This window comes from Methylobacterium oryzisoli (assembly GCF_046557895.1).
Classification (GTDB): Bacteria; Pseudomonadota; Alphaproteobacteria; order Rhizobiales; family Beijerinckiaceae; genus Methylobacterium; species Methylobacterium oryzisoli.
Genome location: NZ_JBKIBX010000002.1, coordinates 116,084 through 142,999 on the forward strand (window position 1 = coordinate 116,084; position 26,916 = coordinate 142,999).

At 71.5% G+C, this 26,916-nt stretch carries 28 protein-coding genes; 5 read left to right on the forward strand and 23 right to left on the reverse strand.

The window, feature by feature from the left end; all coding sequences use genetic code 11:
* Positions 1–64: 64 nt before the first annotated feature.
* From ACKUB9_RS02900 to ACKUB9_RS02910, 3 genes are all read right to left on the reverse strand, one after another.
* Complete coding sequence (locus ACKUB9_RS02900; protein ID WP_407519271.1) at positions 65–2,389, reverse strand: putative bifunctional diguanylate cyclase/phosphodiesterase; 2,325 nt, start codon at positions 2,387–2,389, stop codon at positions 65–67.
* 448 nt (positions 2,390–2,837) lie between these two features.
* The gene (gene lanM, locus ACKUB9_RS02905; RefSeq protein WP_407519273.1) at positions 2,838–3,239 is read right to left on the reverse strand and encodes a lanmodulin LanM; all 402 of its coding nucleotides are present in this window, start codon (positions 3,237–3,239) and stop codon (positions 2,838–2,840) included.
* A gap of 397 nt (positions 3,240–3,636) precedes the next feature.
* Positions 3,637–4,338, reverse strand: a complete 702-nt coding sequence (locus ACKUB9_RS02910) for a DUF4142 domain-containing protein (protein WP_407519275.1) — start codon at positions 4,336–4,338, stop codon at positions 3,637–3,639.
* A gap of 264 nt (positions 4,339–4,602) precedes the next feature.
* On the opposite strand from ACKUB9_RS02910, the gene ACKUB9_RS02915 reads away from it, so the two are divergent.
* Together ACKUB9_RS02915 and ACKUB9_RS02920 are read left to right on the forward strand one after the other, a co-directional pair.
* A complete protein-coding gene (locus tag ACKUB9_RS02915) occupies positions 4,603–5,694 on the forward strand; it encodes an acyltransferase family protein (RefSeq protein ID WP_407519276.1) in 1,092 nt (363 codons plus the stop codon).
* A 42-nt stretch (positions 5,695–5,736) separates the two neighbouring features.
* A complete protein-coding gene (locus tag ACKUB9_RS02920) occupies positions 5,737–6,234 on the forward strand; it encodes a DUF3016 domain-containing protein (protein ID WP_407519278.1) in 498 nt (165 codons plus the stop codon).
* Between the two features lie 34 nt (positions 6,235–6,268).
* Here the strand turns inward: ACKUB9_RS02920 and glpK are convergent, their stop codons facing one another.
* The 11 genes from glpK to yddG form a co-directional block, all read right to left on the reverse strand.
* Positions 6,269–7,762 carry a glycerol kinase GlpK gene (gene glpK / locus ACKUB9_RS02925; RefSeq protein ID WP_407519280.1) on the reverse strand — a complete coding sequence of 498 codons (1,494 nt, stop codon included), beginning with the start codon at positions 7,760–7,762 and terminating at the stop codon, positions 6,269–6,271.
* Positions 7,763–7,923: 161 nt separating this feature from the next.
* Positions 7,924–8,358: a type II toxin-antitoxin system VapC family toxin gene (locus ACKUB9_RS02930; RefSeq protein WP_407519281.1), complete on the reverse strand. Its 435-nt coding sequence runs from the start codon at positions 8,356–8,358 to the stop codon at positions 7,924–7,926.
* Positions 8,355–8,594: a type II toxin-antitoxin system Phd/YefM family antitoxin gene (locus ACKUB9_RS02935; RefSeq protein WP_407519283.1), complete on the reverse strand. Its 240-nt coding sequence runs from the start codon at positions 8,592–8,594 to the stop codon at positions 8,355–8,357. The genes ACKUB9_RS02930 and ACKUB9_RS02935 overlap by 4 nt, the downstream gene beginning before the upstream one ends.
* A 94-nt stretch (positions 8,595–8,688) precedes the next feature.
* On the reverse strand, positions 8,689–10,440 hold the full coding sequence (locus tag ACKUB9_RS02940; RefSeq protein WP_407519285.1) for an ABC transporter substrate-binding protein: 1,752 nt from the start codon (positions 10,438–10,440) through the stop codon (positions 8,689–8,691).
* A gap of 61 nt (positions 10,441–10,501) precedes the next feature.
* On the reverse strand, positions 10,502–10,795 hold the full coding sequence (locus ACKUB9_RS02945) for a DUF2160 domain-containing protein (protein WP_407519287.1): 294 nt from the start codon (positions 10,793–10,795) through the stop codon (positions 10,502–10,504).
* 11 nt (positions 10,796–10,806) lie between these two features.
* Positions 10,807–11,604: a carbohydrate ABC transporter permease gene (locus ACKUB9_RS02950; protein WP_238233537.1), complete on the reverse strand. Its 798-nt coding sequence runs from the start codon at positions 11,602–11,604 to the stop codon at positions 10,807–10,809.
* On the reverse strand, positions 11,604–12,569 hold the full coding sequence (locus tag ACKUB9_RS02955) for a carbohydrate ABC transporter permease (protein WP_407519289.1): 966 nt from the start codon (positions 12,567–12,569) through the stop codon (positions 11,604–11,606). The genes ACKUB9_RS02950 and ACKUB9_RS02955 overlap by 1 nt, the downstream gene beginning before the upstream one ends.
* A gap of 19 nt (positions 12,570–12,588) precedes the next feature.
* The gene (locus tag ACKUB9_RS02960; protein ID WP_407519291.1) at positions 12,589–13,677 is read right to left on the reverse strand and encodes an ABC transporter ATP-binding protein; all 1,089 of its coding nucleotides are present in this window, start codon (positions 13,675–13,677) and stop codon (positions 12,589–12,591) included.
* A gap of 7 nt (positions 13,678–13,684) precedes the next feature.
* On the reverse strand, positions 13,685–14,773 hold the full coding sequence (locus ACKUB9_RS02965; protein ID WP_407519293.1) for an ABC transporter ATP-binding protein: 1,089 nt from the start codon (positions 14,771–14,773) through the stop codon (positions 13,685–13,687).
* A 12-nt stretch (positions 14,774–14,785) separates the two neighbouring features.
* Complete coding sequence (gene glpD / locus ACKUB9_RS02970; protein WP_407519294.1) at positions 14,786–16,318, reverse strand: glycerol-3-phosphate dehydrogenase; 1,533 nt, start codon at positions 16,316–16,318, stop codon at positions 14,786–14,788.
* 429 nt (positions 16,319–16,747) lie between these two features.
* Positions 16,748–17,638: an aromatic amino acid exporter YddG gene (gene yddG / locus ACKUB9_RS02975; RefSeq protein WP_407519296.1), complete on the reverse strand. Its 891-nt coding sequence runs from the start codon at positions 17,636–17,638 to the stop codon at positions 16,748–16,750.
* A gap of 49 nt (positions 17,639–17,687) precedes the next feature.
* On the opposite strand from yddG, the gene ACKUB9_RS02980 reads away from it, so the two are divergent.
* Entirely contained in the window at positions 17,688–18,383 is a 696-nt protein-coding gene (locus tag ACKUB9_RS02980) for an alpha-ketoglutarate-dependent dioxygenase AlkB (protein ID WP_407519298.1), read from the forward strand.
* A 92-nt stretch (positions 18,384–18,475) separates the two neighbouring features.
* Entirely contained in the window at positions 18,476–19,420 is a 945-nt protein-coding gene (locus ACKUB9_RS02985; protein ID WP_407519300.1) for a hypothetical protein, read from the forward strand.
* 12 nt (positions 19,421–19,432) lie between these two features.
* Here ACKUB9_RS02985 and ACKUB9_RS02990 read toward each other — a convergent pair whose 3' ends face one another.
* From ACKUB9_RS02990 to msuE, 9 genes are all read right to left on the reverse strand, one after another.
* On the reverse strand, positions 19,433–19,852 hold the full coding sequence (locus ACKUB9_RS02990) for a helix-turn-helix domain-containing protein (RefSeq protein WP_407519301.1): 420 nt from the start codon (positions 19,850–19,852) through the stop codon (positions 19,433–19,435).
* Between the two features lie 134 nt (positions 19,853–19,986).
* Positions 19,987–20,685 carry an LptA/OstA family protein gene (locus ACKUB9_RS02995; RefSeq protein WP_407519302.1) on the reverse strand — a complete coding sequence of 233 codons (699 nt, stop codon included), beginning with the start codon at positions 20,683–20,685 and terminating at the stop codon, positions 19,987–19,989.
* A complete protein-coding gene (gene lptC / locus ACKUB9_RS03000) occupies positions 20,682–21,401 on the reverse strand; it encodes an LPS export ABC transporter periplasmic protein LptC (RefSeq protein WP_407519303.1) in 720 nt (239 codons plus the stop codon). The genes ACKUB9_RS02995 and lptC overlap by 4 nt, the downstream gene beginning before the upstream one ends.
* Before the next feature lie 101 nt (positions 21,402–21,502).
* Positions 21,503–22,117, reverse strand: a complete 615-nt coding sequence (locus ACKUB9_RS03005; protein WP_407519304.1) for a ribonuclease D — start codon at positions 22,115–22,117, stop codon at positions 21,503–21,505.
* A gap of 94 nt (positions 22,118–22,211) precedes the next feature.
* Positions 22,212–23,375 carry an FMNH2-dependent alkanesulfonate monooxygenase gene (ssuD, locus tag ACKUB9_RS03010; protein ID WP_407519305.1) on the reverse strand — a complete coding sequence of 388 codons (1,164 nt, stop codon included), beginning with the start codon at positions 23,373–23,375 and terminating at the stop codon, positions 22,212–22,214.
* Positions 23,372–24,205, reverse strand: a complete 834-nt coding sequence (locus ACKUB9_RS03015) for an ATP-binding cassette domain-containing protein (RefSeq protein ID WP_407519306.1) — start codon at positions 24,203–24,205, stop codon at positions 23,372–23,374. The genes ssuD and ACKUB9_RS03015 overlap by 4 nt, the downstream gene beginning before the upstream one ends.
* Positions 24,206–24,246: 41 nt before the next feature.
* Positions 24,247–25,056 (reverse strand): ABC transporter permease subunit, encoded by an 810-nt coding sequence (locus ACKUB9_RS03020; protein ID WP_407519307.1) that lies wholly within the window; start codon positions 25,054–25,056, stop codon positions 24,247–24,249.
* Positions 25,057–25,064: 8 nt separating this feature from the next.
* A complete protein-coding gene (locus ACKUB9_RS03025) occupies positions 25,065–26,009 on the reverse strand; it encodes an aliphatic sulfonate ABC transporter substrate-binding protein (protein WP_407519308.1) in 945 nt (314 codons plus the stop codon).
* Positions 26,006–26,590, reverse strand: coding sequence for an FMN reductase (gene msuE, locus ACKUB9_RS03030; protein WP_407519309.1), 585 nt, complete (start codon positions 26,588–26,590; stop codon positions 26,006–26,008). The genes ACKUB9_RS03025 and msuE overlap by 4 nt, the downstream gene beginning before the upstream one ends.
* On the opposite strand from msuE, the gene ACKUB9_RS03035 reads away from it, so the two are divergent.
* On the forward strand, positions 26,589–26,861 hold the full coding sequence (locus ACKUB9_RS03035) for a hypothetical protein (protein ID WP_407519310.1): 273 nt from the start codon (positions 26,589–26,591) through the stop codon (positions 26,859–26,861). The genes msuE and ACKUB9_RS03035 overlap by 2 nt on opposite strands.
* Positions 26,862–26,916: the final 55 nt, after the last annotated feature.

A 26,916-nucleotide genomic window follows, 5' to 3' on the forward strand; every position in this document is an offset into this window, starting at 1 on the left:
CGCGACCGCGCGCGGCTCCTGCGCGCGGCGTCCGGGCCACCGGACGCCGCGTGCGCGTCCGCCCTCAGGCGGCGCGGCTGCGGGTGGCGAGCGGCCCGGGGAGCCGGGCGAGCGCGAGGGCCTCGGCGGCGGGCACCGGGCGGCTGAACAGGTAGCCCTGGAGCTGGTGGCAGCCCTGCTGGATCAGGCACTGGCGCTGCGCCTCGTCCTCGACGCCCTCGGCGGTCGCGGTCATGCCGAGGCTCGTCGCGAGCTCGACGATCGCCCGCACGATGGCGACGTCGCTGCGCTCCTGCGGCAGGTCGCGCACGAAGCTGCGGTCGATCTTCACCTTGTCGAAGGCGATGCGGCGCAGGTAGCTCAAGCTGGAATAGCCGGTGCCGAAATCATCGAGCGACAGGCGCACCCGCATGTCGCGCAGCGTCTGCAGGGTGTCGTGCACCGAGGACGAGGCTTCGAGGAAGACCGATTCGGTGACTTCGAGTTCGAGCCGCGAGGGCGCGAGCCCGCTGTCGCGGAGCGCCCGGCGGACCACCGCCGGCAGGTCGGAATGCCGGAACTGGATGCCCGATACGTTGACCGCGACGCTGAGCGGAGCCGGCCAGGTCGCGGCGATGCGGCAGGCCTCGCGGATGATCCACTCCCCGAGCGGGATGATGACGCCGGTCTCCTCCGCCAGCGGCACGAACTCGGCCGGCGAGACGAAGCCGCGCACCGGATGCTTCCAGCGCAGCAGCGCCTCGAAGCCCTGGATGCTGCCGTGGCGCGCGCCGACCAGCGGCTGGAAGTACAATTCGAACTCGTCGCGCTCCAGCGCCCCGCGCAGGTCGGCGGTGAGCGCCCGGCGCGCCTCGATCCGCTCGTCCATCTCCGCCTCGTAGAAGCGGTAGCCGTTCCGTCCCTCGCCCTTCATCCGGTACAGGGCGAGGTCGGCGAGCCGCATGATCTCGCGGGTGCCGTCGGTGGGCGCCACCGCGATGCCGATGCTGACCCCGATGCTGATGCGGATGCCGTCGATCGGGAAGGGCGCGGCCAAGGCGGCGACGATCCGGGCGGCGAGATCGGCGAGGACCGGCCGGGCGGGCTCCGCCGGGCCGCGGTGCAGGATCGCGAACTCGTCGCCCGCGAGGCGCGCCACCAGCGCACCGGGCCCGGCGACGGCCCGCAGGCGCGCCGCCACGGCCTCCAGCAGGGCGTCGCCCGTGGCGTGCCCGAACGCGTCGTTGACGCTCTTGAACTCGTCGAGGTCGAGGCAGAGCACCGCGAAGCCGCCGCCCGCGCGGATGCGCTCGGCCTCGGCCGTCAGCGCCTGCTGGAGCGAGGCGCGGTTGGGCAGTTCCGTCAGCGAATCGTGCATCGCCAGGTAGGACAGGCGGTCCTCCGAGCGCTTGCGCTCGGTCACGTCCGATCCGACGCCGCGATAGCCCGCGAAGGCGCCGCCCCGGTCGAAGATCGGCTTGCCGCTGAGGCTCCACCAGCGCGTCTCGCCCGCGATGTCGACGGGCAGGAGGCAGTTGCGGAAGGTCTGGCGTCCGACGATGTAGCCCCACAGGACCCGGCTCGGGTGGTCCGCCTCGTCGGCCGGCCGAAACAGCCGCTCCAGGGGCAGCCCCTGCAATTCGCGCTCGGACGAGTCGGCGACCTGCACCAGCCGGGCCGAGACGTGCTGCAGGCGCAGCCGGCGGTCGGTCTCCCACAGCCAGTCGCTCGCGCTCTCCTCGAAATCGTTGAGCAGGAGGTTGGTGAGTTCCTGCTGCCGTTCGAGGTCCGCCTGCGCCGTCACCCGCGCGGTCACGAGGCGGCTCAGGTGCAGGATCGTGAACAGGATGAAGCCGGCGTAGAACAGCAGCAGCACGCCGACGTTCACGTAGAAGAGGTCCCCCGTCATCGCGAGGGCGGTGAACGAGCCGACGATGATCGGACCCGAGTAGCTGATCGCGGCGGCGGGCATCACGGCCGCGCTCATGCCGGTGGCGATCAGGCCGGCGCAGGAGGCGGCGATGAGCAGACGCAGCGGCGCGTCCGCCGCGACGAAGAGCATGACGGGGATCGAGGCGAGCAATGCCCCGTAGGCGAAGGCGACGGCCAGGACCCCGCGCACGAAGGTCGCCGAGACGGCGTCCGGCTTGGGTCGGGTGCGCCAGCGCCAGCAGCGTTCGAGCGCCAGCCCGGCCAGCGGCATGATCAGGCTTTCGAGCGCCGCCACGTAGCCGCGGAACTCGGGCGTCCAGAACAGGACCGTGATGACCTGGACCACGCTGAGGCTGACCAGCACGGTGAAGGGCGCCAGCCGCAGCGCGACGTCGATCTGCTCGACCTCGACGCGGCGCCTCAGCCCGGCATCCAGGGGGCGCGCACCATGTCCCGTATCGATGAGGAACGACAGCAAGGTATCACGCGCGGCTGCATGGGTGCGGAGGCCGAACCGTGACACCCGACGCTTGCCAAGGCCTTAATCGGCTCGGTCAACTTACGCCCGCCGCAGTCCAGCCTGTGCACATCGGCAGAATGCCCGCACCGGATGGACGCGAGAACCGACCTAGCGGCAGCCCAAATCAAGGCTTCGTGCATCTCTTGGAACGATCTTTTGATCAACCGTGCCGCGAGTATTTTGCTCTTTGCCGTTCGAGGCGACGCACGGAAAAGATCAAAGCTTCAACCGGAAGCACTCGAAGAACGTTTAAAACGCAATTGAGGAGCAGAAATTAATCAATAGCCGTAGGTACAGGTATTCCGCGACATTACCGCGGACGCTGAGCCGGCGGCGATCGATACAGCGCGCCGGTCGGGCCTGAGCGATCCGGGGTACCGGCGGCCGGCGCCCCGGATCCTTCGCGTCACTGCATCAGCTTCAGGAGGGCGCGGCCCTTCTTGGAGGCGAGTTCCTTCGCCTCGATGGTCGTGTCGCCGTCCGGGTTCGCCGCCGCGAAGCGGGCCTCGACGATGGACAGGAACTCGGCCTGATCGAGGGTGCCGTCCTTGTCCGGATCGGCGGCCTTGAGTTCCTTGGCGCTGACCCGGCCCTTCAGCTCCTTGGCGTCCAGGGTGCCGTCCTTGTCCGGATCGAGGCTGGCGAAGAGCGCGGTCGCGGCCGCCTTCACCTCGGCGAGATCGAGGGTGCCGTCCTTGTCGGGATCGTAGGCCGAGATCGCGGCGGCCGGGCTCGCGGCCATCGCTTGGCCCACGGGCAGCACCCCGAGCATGGCGGCCAGCACGGCGGCGGTCCGGAAAGCAGTCATCCTTGGCTCCTATCGTCGGGTAGCTCGAACACTCGTCCGCAGAACGGCCTCCGCGGGGGCCGGTCGTCCGCCGGGCGGACTGCACCGGACGGCCGACTTCCCCTGCGGCCATGCCGTTCCGGCCACACAGGTGGTGGGCGGCATCTGCGGAACAAGCGTGGCCTGTGCCAAAGCGCCGGCTTTGTCACCGGAAAACCGACACCGATCCTGCGGCGAACCGGCGCATTGCCAGCACGGCCTCCTCGGTCTGCCGGCCCGAAAGGACCCGGATGCCTGACGGGGTGCCGCGACTTGCCGAATTATCCCGAGCGCGAGAGAGGCTGCGCGGGTCGCCTCCCCGAACGGAAACGGCGGGCCCGGAGGCCCGCCGTTCCTGTCCCGCGGGTGTCGTGTGCGCTCAGCGCGCGCCGGGGAGGCGCTGCGCCATCGCGAGGTGCTCCTGCATGGAGGGCATCACCTGCTGGACGTAGTTGCGCAGGGCCGGGTTCGGGCCGGACTGCAGGTAGGCCTGATGCGAGGCGATCGCCATCTGGTGCGACTGCACCTGCATGCGGGCGTAGGTGCGGTCGAAGCGCGGACCGGCCGGGGTGTCGGCGAGTTCGGCCAGCATGGCCTGCTGCTGCGGGCTCAGAGGGACCACATTCGTGGCCGCCGTGGTGGTCACGTCGCCGTCGGGATCGAAGGCGTTCGCGCCGACCTGCGCCCCGCGGGCCGCACCCGCGCCGAGGCCCTCGACCGCGCCGACCGGACCGCCCTGCAGGGTGCCGGAGACCACGCCCGCCGCCGCGCCCGTCGCCGCGCCGACCGCGCCGCCGGCGATCGCGAACGGCGCCTCGACCAGACCGCCGATCCCGCCGCCGCGGGCCACGTTCTCGCGCCCGCCGAGCAGCGCCACGTTGGCGGCGCGGTGATCGCGGATCATCTCGCGGGCGTATTCGCGCACCCGCGGGTTGCGGCTCTTCTCGAGGGCGAGCTGGCTGGAGCGCACCTCGAAGGCGTTCGACATCAGCGCCATCTCGCGGAAGTCGCCGGATTGCTGCGCCAGGGCGGGAACCGCCAGGGTCACGGCGAGAACAGAAGCGGCGAAAGCGGTCTTCATCGGGATCTCTCCGGGTGATGTTCTTCTTGAGTGGGCTTCTTGCGTCACGCGATGCAGGGAGCGGCGCGCCGGCTCTGCGCGGTCACCGCCGCCGAGATCGCTGTGCCCCGTCAACGATGCTTGGCCGACGAGGTTCCGACCCAACGTCATGCGTCCGCATCATGACCGGCTCCCCGGCGCGGACGTGTTTCCCTGGCCGCCGAGGGGGCGTCTCCGCTATGACCGGCGCGCCCGCACCGCCGGGCGGCCCGGGTTCACAACACCGTGACGCGCCCCTCGAAGCTGCCCCAGATCCAGATCCTGCGCGCGCTCGCGGCCCTGATGGTGGCGGTGAGCCACGCGCTCTTCGAGGCGTCCGGCCTCGCGGCGCGGACGCAGATGCCCTTCGCGCCGGCCGCGTGGCTGCCGTGGAACGCCGGGGTCGACATGTTCTTCGTCATCTCCGGCTTCATCATCGTGCATGCGGCGGGGCCGCTGCACGGGCGGGCGGGTGCGCGCCGATCCTTCATCGCCCACCGCATCGCCCGCGTGGTGCCGCTCTACTGGATCGTGACCACGGCCTATCTCGGGGCGGCGCTCGCCGCGCCCGGTCTCCTGGGCGGCGGCCACCTCGACCCGGCCCTGGCGGTCGCCTCCTACCTGTTCTGGCCGATGGCGCGCCCGGACGGGAGCGTGCTGCCGCTCTACTCGCTCGGCTGGACGCTGAACTACGAGATGGCGTTCTACGCGCTCTTCGCCCTCTGCCTGCCCCTGCGACGGCGGCTCGCGGTGGGCGCCGTCGCCGGAGGGCTCGTCCTCCTGGCCGCGCTGCACGCTCTGGCCGGCCGGCTGCCGGTGCCGCTCGCCTTCTGGAGCGATCCGATCGTGCTCGAATTCGCCTTCGGCGCGGCGCTGGGTCTCACCCGGGCGGAGGGCATCCGGCTGCAGGGAGCCGTCCGCCTCGTCCTGGCGGCCGGGGGCTTCGTGCTCCTCGCGCTCGCGGGCGAGCCGGCGGCGCTGCCGCGCTGGCTCGCCTGGGGCGTGCCGGCCGCGATGCTGGTCGCGGCGGCGGGGCTCGGACGGGGCGGCGAGCCGGATTCGGCACCCCTGCGGGCGGCCGTCCTGCTCGGCGACGCGTCCTACGCCCTCTACCTCGTCCACCCCTTCGCGGTGCGGGGCGTCCGGGTCCTCGCCGAGGCCACCGGCGCGGCGAGCCTCGGGCCGGTGGCGGTGGTGCTGGCGATGCTGGCCCTCGCCTGCGCGGCGGCGGTCGGGGTGCACCGCCTCGTGGAGCGCCCGCTGACGGCGCGGCTGCGGACCCTGCTGGAGAGGAGGCTCACCAGGATGGCCGCGGCAGCGCAACGGCCCGCGCGCTGAGAGGTTGACGCGGGTGGCGCGGCACGGGGCCGCGAAGGGCCGATGATGCGCAGCCTCCTGCTCCTCCTGCTCTGCCTCGTCGTGATCCCCGAGGCGCGGGCCGATGCGGCGCTGAGCGTGCGGTTCGTGGCGCCCGAGCGCTACACCGATGCCGGGAACCGCTACGGCTCGGGGCCGACCCTGCAGGCGACGCTCGGCGAGATCGAGCGCATCCTGCGCGATCTCGGCCGCCGGGGTCTGGCGGCGAACGAGGCGCTGCGCATCGAGGTGCTCGACATCGACCTCGCCGGCCAGATGCTGCCGAGTCCCGGCACGGGCCAGTTCGTGCGGGTCGTCAGCGACGTCACCCCGCCGCGCTTCCGCCTGCGCTACGGCCTCACGCAGGGCGGCCGCACCGTGCTGTCGGCCGAGGAGGCGGTGAGCGACCTCACCTTCCTGATGCGCGCCAGACCCGGCCAGGGCGCCTTCGTGTACGAGCGCGACCTGCTGCGGAGCTGGTTTGAGGCCCGCATCGTGCGGCGGCAGCCGCCTCCGGCCTGAGCGCCGCGATCCCGCCGGGTTCGGCAGCACCCCGTCAGCGGCCGACGAGGCAGTCCACCGCCTTGCGCCAGCCCGCGAGCCGGCGCTCGCGCACGCTCGCCTCCATGGCCGGGGAGAAGCGGCGCTCCAGGCGCCAGTGATCGGCGAAGTGCTCGGGCTCGGGATAGAGGCCGCAGCTCAGGCCGGCGAGGTAGGCCGCGCCGAGCGCCGTCGTCTCCTTCACCTCCGGCCGGTCGACCGGGGCGGCCAGCAGGTCGGCGAGGCGCTGCATGGTCCAGTCCGAGGCCACCATGCCGCCGTCGACCCGCAGCACCGTGGCGCTCCCCTCGCCGTCCGGCCAGTCGGACCGCATGGCGGCGAGCAGGTCCGCGGTCTGGTAGCAGACGCTCTCCAGGGCGGCGCGAGCGAGTTCGGCCGGGCCTGTGCCGCGGGTGAGGCCGAACAGGGCGCCGCGGGCGTCGGGCTCCCAGTAGGGCGCGCCGAGCCCCACGAAGGCGGGGACGAGGTAGACGTCCTGGCCCGGATCGGCGCGCTCGGCCAGCTCGCCGGTCTCGGCCGCGGAGCCCACCACCCGCAGCCCGTCGCGCAGCCACTGCACGGCAGCGCCCGCCACGAAGATCGAGCCTTCGAGCGCGTAGGTGCGCACGCCCTCGATCTGGTAGGCGATGGTGGTCAGGAGCTTGTTCTGCGAGGCGACCGGCTGCGGGCCGGTGTTGAGGAGGGCGAAGCACCCGGTCCCGTAGGTCGACTTGACCATGCCGGGCCGGAAGCACGCCTGCCCGACGGTGGCCGCCTGCTGGTCGCCGGCCACGCCCCGGATCGGGATCGCGGCGCCGAACAGGTCGGGGTCGGTGGTGCCGAAATCGCCCGAGGAGTCGCGCACCTCCGGCAGCATCGAGGCCGGCACGCCGAGGAGCCCGAGCAAGTCGTCGTCCCAGGCGCCGCGGTGGATGTCGTACAGCAGCGTGCGCGAGGCGTTCGTCGCGTCGGTGACGTGGAGCCGCCCGCCGGTGAGCCGCCAGAGCAGGTAGCTGTCCACGGTGCCGAAGGCGAGTTCCCCCGCCTCCGCCCGGGCGCGGGCCCCCGGCACGTTGTCGAGGATCCAGGCGATCTTGGTGCCGGAGAAGTAGGGATCGAGGATGAGGCCGGTCTTGGCCGTGACGGCGGGCTCGTGCCCCTCGGCCTTGAGGCGGGCGCAGAGGCCGGCGGAGCGGCGGTCCTGCCAGACGATTGCCCGGTGCACCGCCTCGCCGGTGCCCCGGTCCCAGACCAGGGTCGTCTCGCGCTGGTTGGTGATGCCGATGGCCGCCACGTCGCGCGCCTCGGCCCCGGCTCGGCGCAGGGCCTCCCGGCAGGTGTCGATCGTGGTGCGCCAGAGATCCTCCGGCTCGTGCTCGACCCAGCCCGAGGCCGGGAAGTGCTGCGGGAATTCCGCCTGCGCCAGCGCCGCGATGGAGGTGTCGGGCCGAAAAAGCAGGGCGCGCGAGGAGGTGGTGCCCTGGTCGATGGCGAGGATGAGGGAGGACATCGGACGGCTCTTTGCGCGGTTGCTGCGTGCCTCAGCAGACTTGCGCAGGGCAATTCTGCTGAGGTTTTCATGTTGCATCATTTTCGCTGCCGCGGTCCTTCGGTTCGCCGCCGAACCTGTGACCCCTTCGGCACCGGCCGACCAGGCCGGCGGAATGATGCTTAGAGGGGTGGCGGCTCCAACGTGGCGAGGCCGAGGGTGGCGGCCGCCCGGCCGAGCCGCGCGTCGAAGGTCGCGAAAGGTAGGCCGGTGACCTGCAGCAGCGCGAGGTGCAGGGCGTCGGGACCGCGCACGCCGAGGGCGGCGTCCTCGACGATGGTCCGGGCCAAGGCGAAGATCCGGCTGGCGATGGTCAGCGGGCGGGCGCGGGCCTTGCACCAGGCATCGAACTCGCCGTTGATCGTGCGTGCTCGGGCATCGTCGAGCACGCGTTCTCTGACCAAGCGTGAGATCGTTGCAGAGAATTCCAAGACGACGAGTTCCGATACGACCGGGTCGATCCCCGGCGATTCGATCCAGGCTTCGATCCGGGCACTCTGCGCCTCGCTCACGAAAACCGGCACCAGAATGTTGGTGTCGCAGTAGACGCGGATCACAATCCCTCGTCTCGCATCTGCCGGATCAGGGTCGTCGAGTCGAACGGCTTGAGAGGGACCACCCGGTTGGCGCGCAGGCGCTCCATCTCCTCCTTCGTCACCGGCCGCGGTTCTGCCGGAACGAGCTGGATCAGGTCCTCGTCGGGGCGGGTGATGATCACCTCCTCGCCCGCGCTCGCCTTGGCGAGCAGCTCGGGCAGACGATCAAGGACGTCTTCCATCCTGTAATAGGCCATGACAACCTCCGTGGCAGCGTTGGCCGCCAGGATAGCGGAATCCGACCGTCAGCCAAAAGGAGAGCCGGGGCTGCACACCCCGGCTCCCGCAGGGTCATCCGCGCTTGGGCGGCGAGGCGGGCCAGCTCTTGATGAGCGTGTCGTAGTCGATCGTCTCACCCTTCGGCTTCTCGTTGGCGAGCTTGCGCTGCGGCGCCAGCGTGCCGTCCTTCTTGGCCTGCTCGAACCAGTGCTCGGCCGAAGACTTGGGGTTGAGCTTCGGGCCGCACTCGCCCTGGACCTTGGAGCGCTCGAGGCGCGCCATCACGTCGTCCTGGGCCGCCGCCAGCGCGTCCATCGCCGCCTGGGGAGTCTTGGCGCCCGAGGAGGCGTCGCCGATGTTCTGCCACCAGAGCTGGGCGAGCTTGGGGTAGTCCGGCACGTTCACGCCGGTCGGGGTCCACTGCACGCGGGCGGGCGAGCGGTAGAACTCGACCAGGCCGCCGAGCTTCGGCGCCCGTTCGGTGAAGGACTTGTCCCAGATGTCGCTCTCGCGCACGAAGGTGAGCCCGACATGGCTCTTCTTCAGGCTGACGGATTTCGAGTTGATGAACTGGAGGTAGAGCCACGCCGCCTTGCGCCGCTCCAGCGGGGTCGACTTGAGCAGCGTGACCGAGCCGGCATCCTGGTAGCCGAGCTTCATGCCCTCCTTCCAGTACGGACCCTTGGGCGAGGGCGCCATGCGCCATTTCGGGGTGCCGTCCGGGTTCACCACCGGCAGACCGGGCTTGACCATGTCGGCCGTGAAGGCGGTGTACCAGAAGATCTGCTGGGCGACGTTGCCCTGCGAGGGCACCGGCCCCGATTCCGAAAAAGTCATGCCGGCGGCCTGGGGCGGCGCGTACTTCTTCAGCCACTCGGCGTACTTGGTGACGGCGTAGACCGAGGCCGGGCCGTTGGTGTCGCCGCCGCGCTCCACCGAGGAGCCGACCGGGCGGCAGCCCTCCATGCGGATGCCCCACTCGTCCACCGGCTTGCCGTTCGGGATGCCCTTGTCGCCGTTGCCGGCCATCGACAGCCACGCATCGGTGAAGCGCCAGCCCAAGGACGGATCCTTCTTGCCATAGTCCATATGGCCGTAGACCTTGACGCCGTCGACCTCCTTCACGTCGTTGGTGAAGAAATCGGCGATGTCCTCGTAGGCCGACCAGTTGACCGGCACGCCGAGCTCGTAGCCGTACTTGGCCTTGAACTTTTCCTTCAGGTCCGGCCGGGTGAACCAGTCGTAGCGGAACCAGTACAGGTTGGCGAACTGCTGGTCGGGCAGCTGGTAGAGCTTGCCGTCCGGGCCGGTGCCGAAGGAGCGGCCGATGAAGTCGTCGAGGTCGAGGGTCGGCGAGGTGACGTCCTTGCCCTCGCCCGTCATGAAGTCGGACAAAGCCACTGTCTGGCCGTAGCGGAAATGGGTGCCGACGAGGTCGGAATCGTTGATCCAGCCGTCGTAGATGTTCTTGCCCGACTGCATCTGCGTCTGGATCTTTTCCACCACGTCGCCCTCTTGGATGAGGTCGTGGCGCAGCTTGATGCCGGTGATCTCGCTGAAGGCCTTGGCGAGGGTGCGGGCCTCGTATTCGTGCGTGGTGATGGTCTCGGAGACGACGTTGATCTCCATGCCGGCGAAGGGCTTCGCGGCATCGATGAACCACTGCATCTCCTTCAGCTGCTCCTCCTTGGAGAGGGTGGAGGGCTGGAACTCCGTCTCGACGTAGCGCCTCGCCTCGTCCATGCCGGCGAGCGCCGGGGCGGCGAGGCCGAGCGTCAGCGCGCTGGCGGCGGTGAGCAACAGGGCGCGGGTGTGGCGTGGCATGGCGTGGTGTCCTCCCGTGGTGTCGTCCGTTGGACGGTTGACGATCTGAACGCGCGGCCGCTCAGGCGAAGCGGAACAGGAAGGCCCCGTAGAGGAGCGAGAGGCCGAGCGCCCATTCGAGGCTCGGCCCGACGAAGCCGAGCCAAGCGAGGTTGATGAAGGCGGCCCCGAGCAGGGTCAGGAAGAGCCGGTCGCCGCGGGTGGTGGGGATGCGCAGGATGCCGACCCGCGGCGTCTCCGGGCGCCGCAGCGCCAGCCCCGTGAGCAGGGCGAGGAGGCCGGCGATCACCGCGAAGAACACGGCGGTCTGCCAGGTCCAGGCCATCCAGGCGAAGTCGATCCCGGAGACGTCCATGGCGCCTCTCCTCACACCCGGCCGAGGGCGAAGCCCTTGGCGATGTAGTTGCGCACGAACCAGATCACGAGCGCCCCCGGCACGATGGTGAGCACGCCGGCCGCCGCGAGCAGCCCCCAGTCCATGCCGGCGGCCGAGACCGTGCGGGTCATGGTGGCGGCGATGGGCTTGGCGTCGACCGAGGTCAGCGTGCGGGCGAGCAGCAGCTCGACCCAGGAGAACATGAAGCAGAAGAAGGCGGCCACCCCGATGCCGGAGGCGATCAGCGGCATGAAGATCCGCACGAAGAAGCGCGGGAAGGAATACCCGTCGATGGCCGCCGTCTCGTCGATCTCGCGCGGCACGCCCGACATGAAGCCTTCCAGAATCCACACCGCCAGCGGCACGTTGAACAGGCAATGCGCGAGCGCCACCGCCCAGGGCGTGTCGAACAGCCCGACCGCCGAGTAGAGGTTGAAGAACGGCAGCGCGAACACCGCCGGCGGCGCCATGCGGTTCGACAGGAGCCAGAAGAAGAGGTGCTTGTCGCCGAGGAAGTGGTAGCGCGAGAAGGCGTAGGCCGCCGGCAGCGCGAGCCCGATCGACAGCACCGTGTTGATCGCCACGTAGGACAGCGAGTTGAGGTAACCGCCGTACCAGCTCGGATCGGTGAAGATCCGGATGTAGTTGTCGAAGGTCAGCTCGCGCGGCCAGAGCGTGAGCGCGCCGGTGATCTCCTGGTTGGTCTTCAGACTCATGTTGACGAGCCAGTAGATCGGCAGGAGCAGGAAGGCGAGGTAGAGCGCCATCACGAGGTTGCGCCCGCGCATCAGGCGGCCCTCCGGTCGAGGTCGATGCTGGTGGCGGGCGGGATCGCCGTGCCCGTCCCGTCGGCCGGGTCGGCCTGCACCTCAGCGCCGCCCGCACCGACGTTGGTCATCACGGTGTAGAACACCCAGCACACGGCCAGGATGATCAGGTTGTAGACCAGCGACATCGCGGCGGCGCGGCCGAGGTCGAACTGCCCGAGCGCCAGCTTCACGAGGTCGATCGACAGGAAGGTGGTGGCGTTGCCGGGGCCGCCGCCGGTGAGCACGAAGGGCTCGGTGTAGATCATGAACGAGTCCATGAAGCGCAGCAGCACGGCGATCAGCAGCACCCGGCGCATCTTGGGCAGCTGGATGGTGCGGAAGACCGCGAAGGCCGAGGCGCCGTCGATGCGGGCGGCCTGGTAATAGGCGTCCGGGATCGACTTGAGGCCCGCGTAGCACAGGAGCGCCACGAGGCTGGTCCAGTGCCAGACGTCCATCACGAGGATCGTCGTCCAGGCGGCGAGCGGGCTACCGACGTAGTTGTAGTCGATGCCGAGCCGGTTGATCGCGTAGCCCAGGAGCCCGATGTCGCCGCGGGCGAAGACCTGCCAGATGGTGCCGACGACGTTCCACGGGATCAGGAGCGGCAGGGCCATGATCACGAGGCAGAAGGCCACCGCCTTTCCCTCCCGCGGCATGGCGAGCGCCACCGCGATGCCGAGCGGCACCTCGATCAGCAGCACAAGGGCGGAGAAGAGCAGGTTGCGCCACAGGGCGTCGAAGAACCGCTCGCCGAACTGGCTCGACGGATCGAGCAGCTCTTGGAACCAGCCGAGGCCGTTCCAGAAGAACTGGTTGTTTCCGAACGTGTCCTGCACCGAGTAGTTCACCACCGTCATCAGCGGCAGCACCGCCGAGAAGGCGACGACGAGGAAGACCGGCAGGACGAGGAGCCACGCCCGGTGGTTGACGGTCTTGGTCATGGCCGGGGAGTCCTGCAGATCACGTCACCGCCTCCCCGGGCACCAACGCGCCGTCGGCGTAGATGTGGATGCGGCGCGGATCGAGGGTGAGGGCTGCCTCGGTGCCGTCGACCACGTCGCCTTCCCGCAGGGTCGCGACGAGGGGCCGGCCGGCGAGATCCACCCGGGCGAGGCGGCTGCGGCCGATGTCGTCGATGCGGCGCACCTGCACCGGCAGGCCGAGGCCGCGCGGCGCCAGATGGGCGAATTCCGGCCGCACGCCGAGCTCGATCCGGGCCGCCTCGGGCAGGCGCGGATAGGCGCGGGCGAGTTCGATGGCGTGGCCCGCGACCGTGGCCGTGCGGCCCTCGACGCGCGCCGGCAGCAGGTTCATGCCGGGCGAGCCGATGAAGTGGCCCACGAAGGTGTGGGCCGGGCGGTCGAACAGCTCGTCCGGGGTGCCGGTCTGCACCACCGCCCCGTCATGCATCACCACCACGGTGTCGGCGAAGGTCAGCGCCTCCGTCTGGTCGTGGGTGACGTAGATCATCGTCAAGTCGAGCTTGCGGTGCAGGTCCTTGAGGGTCGAACGCAGCTGCCATTTCAGGTGCGGATCGATGACGGTGAGCGGCTCGTCGAACAGGATCGCGGCCACGTCCGGGCGCACGAGGCCGCGGCCGAGCGAGATTTTCTGCTTCATGTCGGCCGTCAGGTTGTTGGCCTTGCGGTCGAGCACGCCCGTGAGGTCGAGGAGGCGCGCGATCTCCTCCACGCGCGCCCGGATGGTGGCGGGCGCCACCCTGCGGTTGCGCAGCGGGAAGGCGAGGTTCTCGCGCACGCTCATGGTGTCGTAGACCACCGGGAACTGGAAGACCTGCGCGATGTTGCGCGCCTCGGTCGGCAGGGCCGTCACGTCGCGGTCGTCGAACAGGATGCGCCCGCGGGTCGGCACCACGAGGCCCGAGATGATGTTGAGCAGCGTGGTCTTGCCGCAGCCCGAGGGGCCGAGCAGCGCGTAGGCCCCGCCCTGGCGCCAGACGTGATCGATCTCCTTGAGGGCGTAGTCCTGCGGCCCGGCCGGGTTCGGCCGGTAGGCGTGGGCGAGGTGGTCGAGGGTGATGCGGGCCATGATCGCCTCACGCCGCCGCTTGCGCGGGGGCCGCCGCGGCGCGCCGCCCGGCCTCATCGAAGACGAGGAGATGGCGCGGATCGAGGTGGAGAACCGTCTGCGTGCCGGGCTCCAGCCGCCGCACTCCGGGCACCTGCGCGACGAAGCGATGCTCGCCCGCCGCGACGTGGACGAAGCTCTCCGAGCCGGTGATCTCGGACACCTCCACGGTGGCCGGAACCGCGATCGCCTCCGCGGGCAGCGGATCGAGCGCGAGGTGGTGGGCGCGAAAGCCCAGCGTGAAGGTGCCGTCCGGCACGGTCGCGAGGCTGCCCGCCGCCCGCACCTGCCCGCCGGTGGAGAGCGAGACCCGGCCCGCCGCCTTCACGCCACGCAGGGTGTTGAGCGGCGGATCGGAAAACACCCGCGCGGTGGTGAGGTCGTCCGGGCGGCGGTAGACCTCGGCGGTGGGGCCGAACTGCGTCAGGCGGCCCTGGTACAGGCTCGCGGTCCGGCCGCCGAGCAGCAGCGCCTCGGCGGGCTCGGTGGTGGCGTAGACGAAGATCGCGCCGGTCTGCGCGAAGATGCGCGGCAGCTCCTCGCGCAGCTCCTCGCGCAACTTGTAGTCGAGGTTGGCCAGCGGCTCGTCCATCAGCACGAGGTCGGCGCGCTTGACGAGCGCCCTGGCGATGGCGGTGCGCTGCTGCTGGCCGCCCGAGAGTTCGAGCGGGCGGCGCTGCAGATAGGGGTCGAGCTTGAGCAGGCGCGCCGCCTCGCGCACCCGCGATTCGATCTCGGGCCGGGGCAGCCGCGCGACCCGCAGCGGCGAGGCGATGTTTTCGTAGACGGTGAGCGAGGGGTAGTTGATGAACTGCTGGTAGACCATCGCCACGTTGCGGCGCTGCACCGGCCGGCCGGTCACGTCCTGCCCGTCCACGAGCACGCGGCCCTCCGTGGGGGCGTCGAGCCCGGCCATCAGGCGCATCAGGGAGGTCTTGCCCGCGAGCGTCTGCCCCAGCAGGACGTTGAGCGAGCCCTTGTCCAGGGCGAGCGACACGTCGCGGATGTGGGTCTCGGCGCCCACCCGCTTCGTCACCCCTTCGAGCACCACGCTCATCGCGCCCTCCCGTCAGGCGGCCGAGGAGGCGGCCGCGCCCCCGCGCATGAACGCGTCGAGGGCGGCGGCCTCCGCCGGGTCGAGCCGCAGGCCGAGCTTGGTGCGCCGCCACAGCACGTCGTCGGCGCGTATCGCCCATTCCCGCCGCATCAGATAGCGCACCTCGCGCTCCGTGAGATCCGCCCCGAACACCCGGCCGAGATCGGCGGCGGTGCGGGCGCCCTGCAATATCTCCCGCGTGTCGGTGCCGTAGGCGCGCACGAGGCGCGCCGCGTGGGCGGGCGCGAGGTAGGGGTGCTCGCGCCGGACCTGCGCCACGAGGTCGTCGGCGCCCGTCACCGGGAAATCACCCCCGGGCAAAACTGCGCCCCGGGTCCAGGCCGGCCGGCGCGCCGCCGGCAGGTGGTCGCGCAGGCGCTCCAGCGCGGCCTCGGCGAGGCGCCGGTAGGTGGTGATCTTGCCGCCGAACACCGACAGCAGCGCCGGCCGCCCGTCGCCGCCATCGAGGGTCAGCACGTAGTCGCGCGTCGCCTCCTGGGCCTTGGTCGCTCCGTCGTCGTAGAGCGGGCGCACGCCCGAATAGGTCCAGACGACGTCCTCGCGCCGGATCGCATCGCGAAAATACTCGCTGGCGGCGGCGCACAGATAGGCGATCTCCTCCTCGCTCGCGCTCACGGCGGCGGGGTCGCCGCGATAGTCGCGGTCGGTGGTGCCGATCAGCGTGAAATCGCGCTCGTAGGGGATCGCGAAGACGATCCGGCCATCCGCGTTCTGGAAGATGTAGGCCCGGTCGTGCGCGAAGAGGCGGCGCACGACGATGTGGCTGCCCTGCACGAGCCGCACGCCCGCCGCCGTGTTGGCCCGCACCACGCCGGTGAGCACGTCCGCCACCCACGGGCCGGCCGCGTTGACGAGGACGCGCGCCTGCACCGTCTCGCGCCGCCCGCCCGCCTCCTCGACGGTGACCTCCCAGCGATCGGCCAGACGCGCGGCCCCGACGACCCGCGTGCGCGGCCGGATCACCGCCCCGCGCGCCGCCGCGTCGCGGGCGTTGAGGACGACAAGGCGGGAATCCTCCACCCAGCAATCCGAGTACTCGAACGCCCGGCCGAACCCGGGCTTGAGCGGGGCGCCGGCCGGGTCGCGCGCGAGATCGAGGGTGCGGGTGCCGGGCAGGCGCCTCCGCCCGCCGAGGTTGTCGTAGAGGAGGAGGCCGAGGCGCAGGAGCCAGGCGGGGCGCAGGCCCGCATGGTGCGGCAGCACGAAGCGCAGGGGCCAGACGATGTGGGGCGCCATGCCCCACAGCACCTCGCGCTCCATCAGCGATTCCCGCACGAGGCGGAACTCGTGGTGCTCCAGGTAGCGCAGGCCGCCGTGGATCAGCTTCGTCGAGGCCGAGGAGGTGCCGCTGCCGAGGTCGTTCTGCTCGAACAGCACGACGGACGCGCCGCGCCCGGCCGCATCGCGCGCGATGCCGCAGCCGTTGATGCCGCCGCCGATGACGGCGAGGTCGAACAGGCCGGGCTGCTCGCGCCGCAGGCTCAAGGCCGCCTCCCTCTGCGCCGTTTCGCTTCTGATCGAAAACGAAGCTATTCGAGCGCGAAAGCGAACGCAAGCAGGCAAAAGTGAAAGGCTGAAGCTTTCGGTTGGGGACCTGCCGCTGGGTTCGGCGGCGTTGAGAAGGAGTGCGCGGGATCCCCTCTCCCGTGCGGGAGAGGGGTAGGGGTGAGGGTCCCGGGAGGGAGCCGCAGTGAGACAGGGAGCGTCGTGAGGGGAGCGGAACGGGTCAGGATCACGCTTGCACGGCAGTGCTGGTAGCGGCAGCGTCGAGACGTCTTGCGGCACCCTCCCGGGACCCTCACGCGGGATCTTCGATCCCCTGCCCCTCTCCCGCACGGGAGGGGTTCCCCGCGCCAGTCATCTGGGCCTTGGGCGAGTCGGACAGGCGGCACGCCGCACGCCCGCTCGGCGGTGCTAGGCCGGCTTGTCCTGCGACCGCTGCGGCCGCTTCGCCCGGGTCGCCACCAGCGCGCCCGCCACGATGAGTGCGCAGGCGAGGGCCAGGGCGGGCGTGGCCGGTGCGTAGCCGGCCGCGACGAGGATCAGGGTCGAGAGCACCGGGGCCGCGTAGGAGCCGACGCCCAAGAGCCGGATGTCGCCGCGCTTCACGCCGATGTCCCACAGGTAGAAGGCCGCGCCCACCGGGCCGAGGCCGAGGGCCAGCACCGCCCCCCACTGGCCGGGCCCGGTGGGCCAGACCGTGGTCTCGAAGGCGAGGTGGCAGACGAGGCTCAGCGCCGCGGTGGCGAGGCAGAAGCCGGCCACCGCATCGGTCGGCACCGCGCCCACGCGCCGCGACAGCACCGAGTAGCCCGACCACAGGAAGGCGCAGGCGAGCGCCGCGAGGTAGCCCGGCAGCGCGGCGGCCTCGAAGGTGAGCGTGCCGCGGCCGAGGAACAGCGTGACCACGCCCGCGAGCCCGAGCAGTGCTCCTACGAGATGCGCGGGCCGCAATCCCCCCTCCCCCGGCAGCAGGGCCGAGAACAGGACGATCAGGAGCGGCCAGAGATAGCTGATCAGGCCGGCCTCGGCGGGCGGCGCAAGGCGCAGGGCCGCGAAGTAGAGGGCGTGGTAGCCGAACAGGCCGGCGAGGCCGAGCGCCCAGACGGCGGGGGACTGGCGCAGGGCGGAGAGCCCCGCGGGCCGCACCACCCAGGTGGCGCAGCCGATCAGGCCGCCGACCAGGAAGGTCATGGCGGCGAGCTGGAACGGCGGGACGGCCCCGGAGGCGGCGGTGAACAGCGCGAGCAGCGACCACAGCAGGATCGCGCCGGATCCGATCAGGGTGGCGGTGCGGACGGACATGCGGGTGCGCCTACCACGCGGCAGGCGCGGCCTCACGCGGAATCGCGCTATGGACCGGAGATCCGATCGCAGGAGGCCGCCCCTGATCTCCCTCGCCCCGGGCCTCGTCCACTATCCGGGCTACCTCGACGCCGCCGCGCAGGCCGCGCTCGCGGCCGACCTCGCCGCGGTGCTGCGCGCCGCCCCGCCCTTCACGCCCACCATGCCGCGGACGGCTAAGCCCTTCTCGGTGCGGATGAGCAATTGCGGGCCGCTCGGCTGGGTCTCGGACCGGGACGGCTACCGCTACCAGCCGCACCACCCCGAGACCGGTCGCCCCTGGCCGCCGATGCCGGGTGCGATCCGCGACGCCTGGGCGGCGCTCGCCGCCTGCCCGCAGCCGCCGGAAGCCTGCCTGATCAACCTCTACGCGCCCGGCACCCGGATGGGTCTGCACCAGGACCGCGACGAGGCGGATTTCTCGGCCCCTGTCCTGTCGCTGTCGCTCGGGGCGACGGCGATCTTCCGCTTCGGTGGCTTGCGACGCGGCGACCCGACCCGCTCCGTGCATCTGCGCAGCGGCGACGCGCTGGTGATCGGCGGGGCCTCGCGGCTGATCTTCCACGGGGTCGACCGCCTCCTGCCGCCGGCCGCGCCGGACCTCCTCGGCGCGGCTCCGGTGGGGCTGGCGCTCCCGGAGGCGGTGCCGTCCGGCGGTCGCCTGAATGTGACCCTGCGGCGCGTCTCGGGCCCGCCCCGCGCTTGACACGGGCGGGCCGGGGGCCGACCCATCGCCCAGGGCGGTTGCCCAAGAATCCGGCCGGCCGAGAGGGGCCGGCCCGCAGGAGTACGATCGACATGGCCTTGCGCGTCCTCGCCGCCCTGCTCGCGAGCCTGGTGCTGTCGCTGCACGCGCACGCGGCCGAGCCGGTCTATCCGCCGGGCTCCCGCTTCGGCTTCGAGCCGGCCGCCGACATGCAGGTCTCCCGCCGCTTCACCGGCTTCGAGCGGCCGGGGGGCGGGGCGACGGTCTCGGTGGTGGAGCTGCCGCCGCAGGATTACGGCACGCTCACCGCGAGCTTCACCGCCGAGAGCCTGAAGTCGCAGGGGCTGACGGTGAAGAACCGCGAGGAGATCACGCTCCCGGACGACCGCAAGGGGATCCTGTTCACGGGCGAGCAGCCGATCGAGCAGCCCGGCGCCCCGACCATCGCCAAGTGGGTGCTCCTCGTCGCCGACCCGAGCGTGACCGGTCTCGTCATCGGCCAGAGCCTGCCGGGGGTCGAGACCGAGCAGACCATGCGCGGCATGCTGACGAGCGTGCGGGTGCGCGCGGCGCTCACCGTCGACCAGCAGGTCGCCGCCCTCCCCTTCCGGGTCACCGAGACGGCGGGATTCCGGCCGGTGCGGGTGCTGGCGGGCAACTCGGTGCTCTACACCGACGGCCCGAAGGACCAGATGATGAGCCTCGAACAGCCGATCCTGGTGCTGGCCGAGGCGGTGCAGCCGCCGCTGCCGGCCGACCAGCGCGACGCCTTCGCCAAGGCGGCCCTCTACTCGAACCAGACCATGAAGGACTTCGCGATCGAGCGCGCCCAGACCTTCCGGCAGGCGGGCGCCGACTGGCACGAACTGGTGGCGCGCGCCACCGACGTGCCCTCCGGCATGCCGGTGGTGGTCTCCCAGACCATCCGCTTCAAGCCGGACGGCTACTTCCGGGCGGTCGGGGTGGTGAAGTCCCAGGATCGGGAGGCCATGCTCCCGCGCTTCCGCAAGCTGGTGGACAGCGTGGAGTTTCCCTGAGGAAGTCTGTTCTCAGGCGCCGGCGACGCGGCCGCCCTCGATGCGGCGCAGCCATGCCGGATCGAGGTCGAGGACCGCGGAGATGCGGTCCAGCACCTCTGCGGTCGGTACGGCCGCACCCCGCTCGATGTCGCGGTACTCGTCCAGGGTAAGGCCGGCCGCGCGCGCGATGTCATCCTGTGCCCTGGCACGGTGATCGCGCAGCCCGCGCAGGACACTGCCGTTCCCTCGCGCGGCGGCCTCGGCGAACCAGCCCGGCAGGACGAGATCGACGCCTTCGTCGATGGCGCGCTGCCGCTCCGCCGCGATGAGAACCGTCATCTCGTCCTCCGCACCCTCGTCGCCGGCACGCGCGAGAAGGGCGAGATCGTCCCGGTAGCCGAGCACCACCAGTTCCTCTCCGAGGTCAGTCGTGATGCGCTGCGGTTTCATGACGTGCCTCACCGATCAATGTCGCAGCGATGACCCGCCGCCAGGATCAGCAATCCCCGCCTTTCCCGGACGACTGAAGCGTCAGCGGAAGGAGATCCCGGAAAGGGATGTCTACTAAGCGAGCCGCCCGGCGCTCAGTTCGCCTGCGCCTTCTTCGGGACCGGCTTGGCGGCTTGGCCCGCGGGCTGCGGGCAGCCGGCCTGCTTGCCGCCCGGCTTGTCGTCCTTGGAGCCGGGCACGAACATCGCCGAGACGCGCCCGCCCGCGGTCGGGTCCATGTTCGCCCGGCCGGTGTTCATGTCGTAGACGAGGCGGCTGCCGCGGGTCACGTTCTGGCACTGGCTCAGCACCACGTTGCCGGTGACGACCACGCGGTTGGCCACCTTGTCGAAGACGGCGTTGTCGCCCGTCGCGACCTGGTCCTTGGACACCACCGTGACCGGCCCGGCGCAGACCACCTGGCGGATCGCCCCCGTGTCGGAGGGATCGGCGGGCTTGGTCTCGGAGGACTTGGTCTCGGCGGGTTTGGCCTCCCCCGCCTTCGCGTCCTTGTCGCGGTTGCGCTGGTAGTGGACGGTCATGCTGGAGCAGCGGATGGTGCTCTCGCCCTGCACCGCCACCACGTTGCCGGCGAAGATCGCCTTGTTCTCGCGGTCGAAGACGTCGAGGCGGTCGGCGTCGATCTTGATCGGATCCTTGGCCGAGCCGAAGGCGCCGAAGCCGGAGCCGCGCTCCTTCTTGGGCGGCGCGGTCTCGGCGCGGACGGGCGCGGAGGCCGGCAGGATCGCGAGAATCGGGGCGAGCGCGAGGATGAGGGCGATGCGGGGGGTCACGGCTTGTCCTCCCTGACCTCCGCCGAGGAGGTGCGCAGGGGTGTTGCGGTGTCGCCGCCGAACACGGCCTTGACGTTGCCGACGAACGAGATGGTCTTGCCGTTGTCGGAGACGTCGAGCCCGTCGGCCCGGATCGTCCCGTCCGGCAGCGTCACGGCCACCGCCTCGCGCGAGGTCAGGGTGCCGGCCTTGAAGTTGACCTGGGCGGAGGAGAGGCGCGCCTCCTGGCCCTTGTCGGTCCAGAGGCGGATGTGCCGGTCGAGGTCGAGCGATTCCTTCTGGGTGTCGAACACGCCGCTGTCCGCCTCCAGATGGGCGAGGCCGCCGGCCTCGTCGGTGTGGAGACGGCCCTTCATGCTCTGCAGCTCGATCACGAAGGGGCGGCGCACGTCTTGGAGCGCGGCCTTCGCGGTCACCTCGTAGGGGCGGTTGTCCTTGCCGCGATAGCCTGCCAGGCGCGGGCTCTCCATCGTCACCTTGGAGCCCGAGACGCCGATCGACCCCAGGCTCACCGAGACGCCGAGATCCGCGAAGGGGTTGAAGTAGGTGCCGACCACGATGGCGAGGCCCGCCGCGGCCGAGCCGACGGGAATCATCACGCGCAGGGCCCGCACCAGGGCGCTGTGGCGCCGCGCCCGGCCGTGCGCGCGCAGGCGCCGAGGGTCCAGCGCCGGATGGCCATGGGTCTCGACCGTGTTCAGGACTGAGGTGGCCACCTGCACGCGCGCTCCGGCTCGGATCTCGCCGCGGGAGTGGCCGACCCGGCCCCGCGCATGCACCGCGCCGGTGTCGAAGTTGTGGCCGTCCGCGCGAAACCTTAAGCGTGTGCCAGGATGTCCACCTCGTCCCAGCCGAGGAGGTCGAGGCGCGCGCGGGTCGGCAGGAAGGCGAAGCAGGCCTGCGCCAACTCGGTGCGCTCCTCGCGGGCGAGCATCGCGTCGAGGCGCTCGCGCAGGGCGTGGAGGTGCAGGACGTCCGAGGCGGCATAGTCGATCTGCGCCTGGGTGAGCGTGTCGGCGCCCCAGTCGGAGGATTGCTGCTGCTTCGACAGCTCGACGCCCAAAATTTCGCGCACGAGGTCCTTCAGGCCGTGGCGGTCCGTGTAGGTGCGCACGAGCCGCGAGGCGACCTTGGTGCAGTAGATCGGCCCCGGCATCACGCCGAGGCGGTGAAAGAGCACCGCGAGGTCGAAGCGGGCGTAGTGGAAGATCTTGGTGACGGCCGGATCGGCCAGCACCCGCTTGAGCACCACGGGCTCGGGGCCGACCTTGGGGATCTGCACTACGTCGGCCTCGCCGTCGCCGCGGGAGATCTGCACCACGCAGAGGCGGTCGCGGTGGGGTTCGAGGCCGAGGGTCTCGGTGTCCACCGCGATGGCCGGTCCCGCAACGTAGTCGTCGGGCAGGTCGCCGCGGTGCAGGCGGTGGGGCATGGGTCTCGGATCCGGCTGACGGGGCGGTCCGCCGCCCCCGTCCTCGGCGCCTAGCACCCCGCCCGGGGACCGGCAAGGCGGAGACCCGCGTCCCTCAGTGGGCGGCGATGCGGCGGGCCGGCACGATGTCGTTGGCCATCACCTCGCCGAAGGGGCCGTCGTTGCGCGCCGCGCCCCGGGCGGTGCCGGTGGTCGCCCGCAGCGGCAGCTTCGGGAAGACGAGGTCGGCGAAGCGGTAGGCCTCCTCCAGGTGCGGATAGCCCGAGAGGATGAAGCGGTCGATGCCGAGATCGATGTACTCCTTCATCCGGTCGGCCACCTGATCGGCCGAGCCGACGAGCGCGGTGCCCGCGCCCCCGCGCACGAGGCCGACCCCGGCCCACAGGTTCGGCGAGACGACGAGGCGGCTGCGGTCGCCCCCGTGCAGCGCCATCATCCGGCTCTGGCCGACCGAATCCTGCCGCCGCAGGGTCTCCTGCGCCCGCGCGATGGTGGCCGCGTCGAGGCGCGAGATCAGCGCCTCCGCCGCCGCCCAGGCGGCGCCTTCCGTCTCGCGCACGATCACGTGCAGGCGGATGCCGAACGAGAAGGTCTTGCCTTTCCGCTCGGCCGCGCGCCGGGCGCGGGCGATCTTGTCGGCGACCTGGGCCGGCGGCTCGCCCCAGGTGAGATAGACGTCGCAATGCTCGGCCGCGACCGCGATCCCGGGCTCCGACGAGCCGCCGAAATAGAGCGGCGGGTAGGGCTCCTGCACCGGCCGGAAGATCAGGCGCCCGTCCTCGTTGCGCAGGTGCCGGCCCTCGAAGCTGACGTTGTCCCCGGCCATCAGGCCGCGCCAGACGCGCAGGAACTCGTCCGTCACCGCGTAGCGCGCGTCGTGGTCGAGGAAGACGCCGTCGCCGCGCAGTTCCACGGGATCGCCGCCCGTCACCACGTTGATGAGGAGGCGCCCGTCCGAGATCCGGTCGAGGGTCGCGGCCATGCGGGCGGCGGCGCTCGGCTGCATCAGGCCGGGGCGCACCGCGACGAGGAAGCGCAGGCGCCGGGTGAGCGGCGCGAGCGCCGAGGCCACCACCCAGGAATCCTCGCAGGAGCGGCCGGTGGGCAGGAGCACGCCGTAATAGCCGAGATCGTCCGCCGCCTGCGCGATCTGGCGCAGGTAGGCGAGCGAGACCTCGCGGGCGCTCTCCGGGCTGCCGAGGTAGCGGCCGTCGCCGTGGGTCGGCAGGAACCAGAGGATGTCGGTCTGTGCGGTCATCGATCGGTCTCCGGGGATGCGCCGAGCAGATGGTCGAGGATGCGGCCCTCCAGGGCGGCGAGGTCGGGATCGCCCCGCCGCCGGGGACGGGGCACCTCGACGCGCAGGTCGAGGGCGATGCCGCCCTCCTCGATGAGCAGGATGCGGTCGGCGAGCGCCACCGCCTCGGCGACGTCGTGGGTGACGAGGAGCGCCGTGAAGCCCTGCGCGCGCCAGATCCGCTCGATCAGGTCCTGCATGCCGATGCGGGTGAGGGCGTCGAGGGCGCCGAGCGGCTCGTCGAGGGCGAGCAACCCCGGGCCGCTCACCAGCGCGCGGGCGAGCGCCACGCGCTGGCGCTGGCCGCCCGAGAGCGTGGCGGGCCATTGGTCCGCCTTGTCGGCGAGCCCGACCTCCGCGAGCGCGGCCCGCGCCCGCTCGTGCCGCTGGCGGACCGTGCCCTCCTCGCCGAGCCCCACCGCGACGTTGTCGATCACCCGTGCCCAGGGCAGCAGGCGCGGTTCCTGGAACATGATGCGGCGCGTGGGGCTGCCCGCGCGCGCCGCGTCGAGGCCGATGCGGCCGTTGCTCGGCGTCTCCAGGCCCATGACGAGGCGCAGCAGGGTGCTCTTGCCGCAGCCCGAGCGGCCCACCACGGCGACGAACTGGCCCGCCGGCACGTGCAGGTCGATGGTGCGGATCACCGGGGTGCCGTCGAAGGATTTCGACAGGTCGCGCAGGGTCACGGCGAGACCGGTCCCGGCCCCGGTCCCGGCCGGCTGCGGGGCGCGCCGGGGGGTGGCCGCGGTGAGGGACGCCGGGTCGAGGCGGCGCAGCGTGGTGGCGATCATGCGGGGGGATCTCGGCGAGGGGATCGGGACGGGCGCGGCGCTCAGGCCGCGCGGTAGGCCGGGTTCCAGGCGAGGCAGGCGCGTTCGAGCCGCCGGGTCAGCGCGTCCGCGACCTTGCCGAGGCCGGCATAGATCACGATGGCCAGCACCACGACGTCGACCAGCATGAACTCGCGCGCCTGCATGGCCATGTAGCCGAGGCCCGAGGAGGCCGAGATCGTCTCGGCGACGATGAGGGTGAGCCACATGATGCCGAGCGCGTAGCGCAGCCCGACGAAGACGGAGGGCAGCGCGCCGGGCAAGACGACGCGCCGGAAGAGGGCCGCGTGCGACAGGCCGTAGACCCGGCCCATCTCGATGAGCTGCGGATCCACCGAGCGGATGCCGTGCAGGGTGTTGGCGTAGATCGGGAAGAACACGCCGAGCGCCACGAGGAAGAGCTTGGCCTCCTCGCCGATGCCGAACCACAGGATCACCAGCGGGATCAGCGACAGGTGCGGGATGTTGCGGATCATCTGCACGGTGGTGTCGGTGAGTTTTTCGGAGAGGCGCGACAGGCCGTTGGCGAGGCCGAGCAGGAAGCCGATGCCGCCGCCGATGAGGAAGCCCGTCGCGGCACGCAGGAAGCTCACCCCGAGATTGGTCCACAATTCGCCGGTGCCGGCGAGCCGCCAGCCCGCCGCGAGCACGTCGAGGGGGGCCGGCATGAAGCGGGTCGAGACGAGGCCGGCGCTGCTCGCCGCCTGCCAGCCGAGCAGCACCGCGGCGGGCAGGAGCCAGGGCAGCAGGCGCGCCCGCGCGCCGGACCAAGCTGTGTGGCGCACGGGGGCGCCAACGAGGGAGACGGACATGCGGGACCTCAGCCGTTCTGGACCGGGCGCGCCCAGACCGCGTCGGCGATGCGGATCGGCCGCGGGATCAGACCGAGGGCATGGAAACGGTCGGCGACGCGCTGCTGCTCGGCGGCGACTCCCGGCGTCACCGGGCCGATGACGTACTCGGCGCGGTCCACCGCCCGGCGCGTGGCGGAGAGCGGCACGCCCGTGCCCTGCGACAGGAGCGCCGCGACCTCGCCGCGGTTCGCCTCGCACCAGCGCGCCACCTCCGCCAGCGCATCGAGGGCGGCGGCGAGCACCGGCGCGCTCGCCTCGGCGAAACCGCGATGGGCCAGGAAGTAGTTATTCTGGCGCGCGACCTCGGTGGCGCGCGTCAGGATGCGGACCCCGTCGCCGGCCTCCGCCACCGCGAAGTACGGATCCCAGATCGTCCAGGCGTCGATGCTGCCGCGGGCGAAGGCGGCCGCGGCGTCGGCGGGCGCGAGGGTGACGGGCTCGATGTCCCGGTAGGTCAGCCCCGCCTTCTCCAGCGCCGCCACCGTGAGGTTGTGGGCGCTCGACCCCTTGGCGAAGGCGACGCGCTTGCCCTTGAGGTCGGCGAGGCCGCGGATGGCCGACCCCTTCGGCAGCAGGATCGCGGAGCCCGTGCCGGCCGCCTCCTGCGCCGCCGCGTAGACGAGGTTCGCGCCCGCGGCCTGCGCGAAGATCGGCGGCGCGTCGCCGGTCTGGCCGAGGTCAATGCTGCCGAGGCCCAGCGCTTCGAGGAGCGGCGGGCCGAACGAGAACTCCACCCACTTCACCGCGACGCCGAGTGGCTTCAGGCGCGCCTCGATCGCGGCCTGCTGCTTGGCGACGACGAGGATGCCGTTCTTCTGGTAGCCGATCCGCAGGAGGCCGGGCTCGGCGGCGGCGAGCGGCAGGACGGGCGCCGCCAGCGCGGCGGCGAGGAGGCTGCGGCGGCTGATCATCGGCCGGCTCCGGCGAGACGGGCCGCGGGCGGTTCCCGCAGGGCGCTCGCGCGCCCGAGCAGGGCGGCGAGCTGGTCGGCCGCCTCGGCGACCCGGGCGCGGATCGCCGGGGCCACGAGCGCGCCGTTCCGGAAGTCCGCCTCCGAGGCGTAGACCGCGCTCGGGACGGCGAGCGCCGAGAAGAAGCCGAACAGGGGCCGCAGCGCGTGCTCGACCACCAGCGCGTGGCGCGGCCCGCCCCCGGTCGCGGCGAGCGCCACGGGCCGGTTCACCAGCGCCCCCGGCTCGACGAAGTCGAACAGGTGCTTGAACAGCCCCGTATAGGCGCCCTTGTAGACCGGCGAGCCGACGACCAGCCCGTCCGCCTCCTCGATCGCCTCGACGATGCGGCGGGCCGGCAGGGGCAGGTCCGCCCGCGACCACGCCGCGCCGAGACCCGGCCCCGCATCCACCACGTCGAAGAGGCGAACCTGCACGGGCAGCCGCGCGGCGGCTTCTTCGGCGATCGCCTCCACGAGGGCGCGGGTCTTGGAGGGCCGTTGCAGGTTCGCGCTGAAGCCGACGAGGGTGAGACGCGTCATGACGGGTTCCGCTGCTGGTTCCGGAGAGACGCGGCTGCCGTCCGGCGGCCGGAAATCGTCTTCCGGAATGCTGTTGCAGAACCCGGATCGGGTCAATGAAACGTTCTATCAAAAGAACGGTGCAGGAGAGATGATCGACCCTGAGCAACCGTACTTGGACAGAAGCTCATTTCAATCGGTGCATTTCGGGCCCATCAGCACCAAAATTCTTCCATCGTGCGCATCGATTCAAGCACCGCTACCCGACGGGCCGGATCCAGATCCTGTTTAACGAACGATCGCAGTTGAATGGGTCCCGGCCCATCATGTCCGCCGGGATCCCCGCC

Bases quoted from the DNA above. Each gene is read 5' to 3' on its own strand.
- ACKUB9_RS03025 (WP_407519308.1), bottom strand. From the start codon at position 26,009: ATGATCAGCCGCCGCAGCCTCCTCGCCGCCGCGCTGGCGGCGCCCGTC.
- ACKUB9_RS02945 (WP_407519287.1), bottom strand. From the start codon at position 10,795: ATGGACGTCTCCGGGATCGACTTCGCCTGGATGGCCTGGACCTGGCAG.
- ACKUB9_RS02960 (WP_407519291.1), bottom strand. From the start codon at position 13,677: ATGGCCCGCATCACCCTCGACCACCTCGCCCACGCCTACCGGCCGAAC.
- lanM (WP_407519273.1), bottom strand. From the start codon at position 3,239: ATGACTGCTTTCCGGACCGCCGCCGTGCTGGCCGCCATGCTCGGGGTG.
- yddG (WP_407519296.1), bottom strand. From the start codon at position 17,638: ATGTCCGTCCGCACCGCCACCCTGATCGGATCCGGCGCGATCCTGCTG.
- ACKUB9_RS02980 (WP_407519298.1), top strand. From the start codon at position 17,688: ATGGACCGGAGATCCGATCGCAGGAGGCCGCCCCTGATCTCCCTCGCC.
- ACKUB9_RS03020 (WP_407519307.1), bottom strand. From the start codon at position 25,056: ATGTCCGTCTCCCTCGTTGGCGCCCCCGTGCGCCACACAGCTTGGTCC.
- ACKUB9_RS02940 (WP_407519285.1), bottom strand. From the start codon at position 10,440: ATGCCACGCCACACCCGCGCCCTGTTGCTCACCGCCGCCAGCGCGCTG.
- ACKUB9_RS03005 (WP_407519304.1), bottom strand. From the start codon at position 22,117: ATGCCCCACCGCCTGCACCGCGGCGACCTGCCCGACGACTACGTTGCG.
- ACKUB9_RS02935 (WP_407519283.1), bottom strand. From the start codon at position 8,594: ATGGCCTATTACAGGATGGAAGACGTCCTTGATCGTCTGCCCGAGCTG.
- ACKUB9_RS03035 (WP_407519310.1), top strand. From the start codon at position 26,589: ATGACGGGTTCCGCTGCTGGTTCCGGAGAGACGCGGCTGCCGTCCGGC.
- ACKUB9_RS02990 (WP_407519301.1), bottom strand. From the start codon at position 19,852: ATGAAACCGCAGCGCATCACGACTGACCTCGGAGAGGAACTGGTGGTG.
- ACKUB9_RS02910 (WP_407519275.1), bottom strand. From the start codon at position 4,338: ATGAAGACCGCTTTCGCCGCTTCTGTTCTCGCCGTGACCCTGGCGGTT.
- ACKUB9_RS02955 (WP_407519289.1), bottom strand. From the start codon at position 12,569: ATGACCAAGACCGTCAACCACCGGGCGTGGCTCCTCGTCCTGCCGGTC.
- msuE (WP_407519309.1), bottom strand. From the start codon at position 26,590: ATGACGCGTCTCACCCTCGTCGGCTTCAGCGCGAACCTGCAACGGCCC.
- ssuD (WP_407519305.1), bottom strand. From the start codon at position 23,375: ATGACCGCACAGACCGACATCCTCTGGTTCCTGCCGACCCACGGCGAC.
- ACKUB9_RS03015 (WP_407519306.1), bottom strand. From the start codon at position 24,205: ATGATCGCCACCACGCTGCGCCGCCTCGACCCGGCGTCCCTCACCGCG.
- glpK (WP_407519280.1), bottom strand. From the start codon at position 7,762: ATGTCCTCCCTCATCCTCGCCATCGACCAGGGCACCACCTCCTCGCGC.
- ACKUB9_RS02950 (WP_238233537.1), bottom strand. From the start codon at position 11,604: ATGCGCGGGCGCAACCTCGTGATGGCGCTCTACCTCGCCTTCCTGCTC.
- ACKUB9_RS02965 (WP_407519293.1), bottom strand. From the start codon at position 14,773: ATGAGCGTGGTGCTCGAAGGGGTGACGAAGCGGGTGGGCGCCGAGACC.
- ACKUB9_RS02985 (WP_407519300.1), top strand. From the start codon at position 18,476: ATGGCCTTGCGCGTCCTCGCCGCCCTGCTCGCGAGCCTGGTGCTGTCG.
- ACKUB9_RS02920 (WP_407519278.1), top strand. From the start codon at position 5,737: ATGATGCGCAGCCTCCTGCTCCTCCTGCTCTGCCTCGTCGTGATCCCC.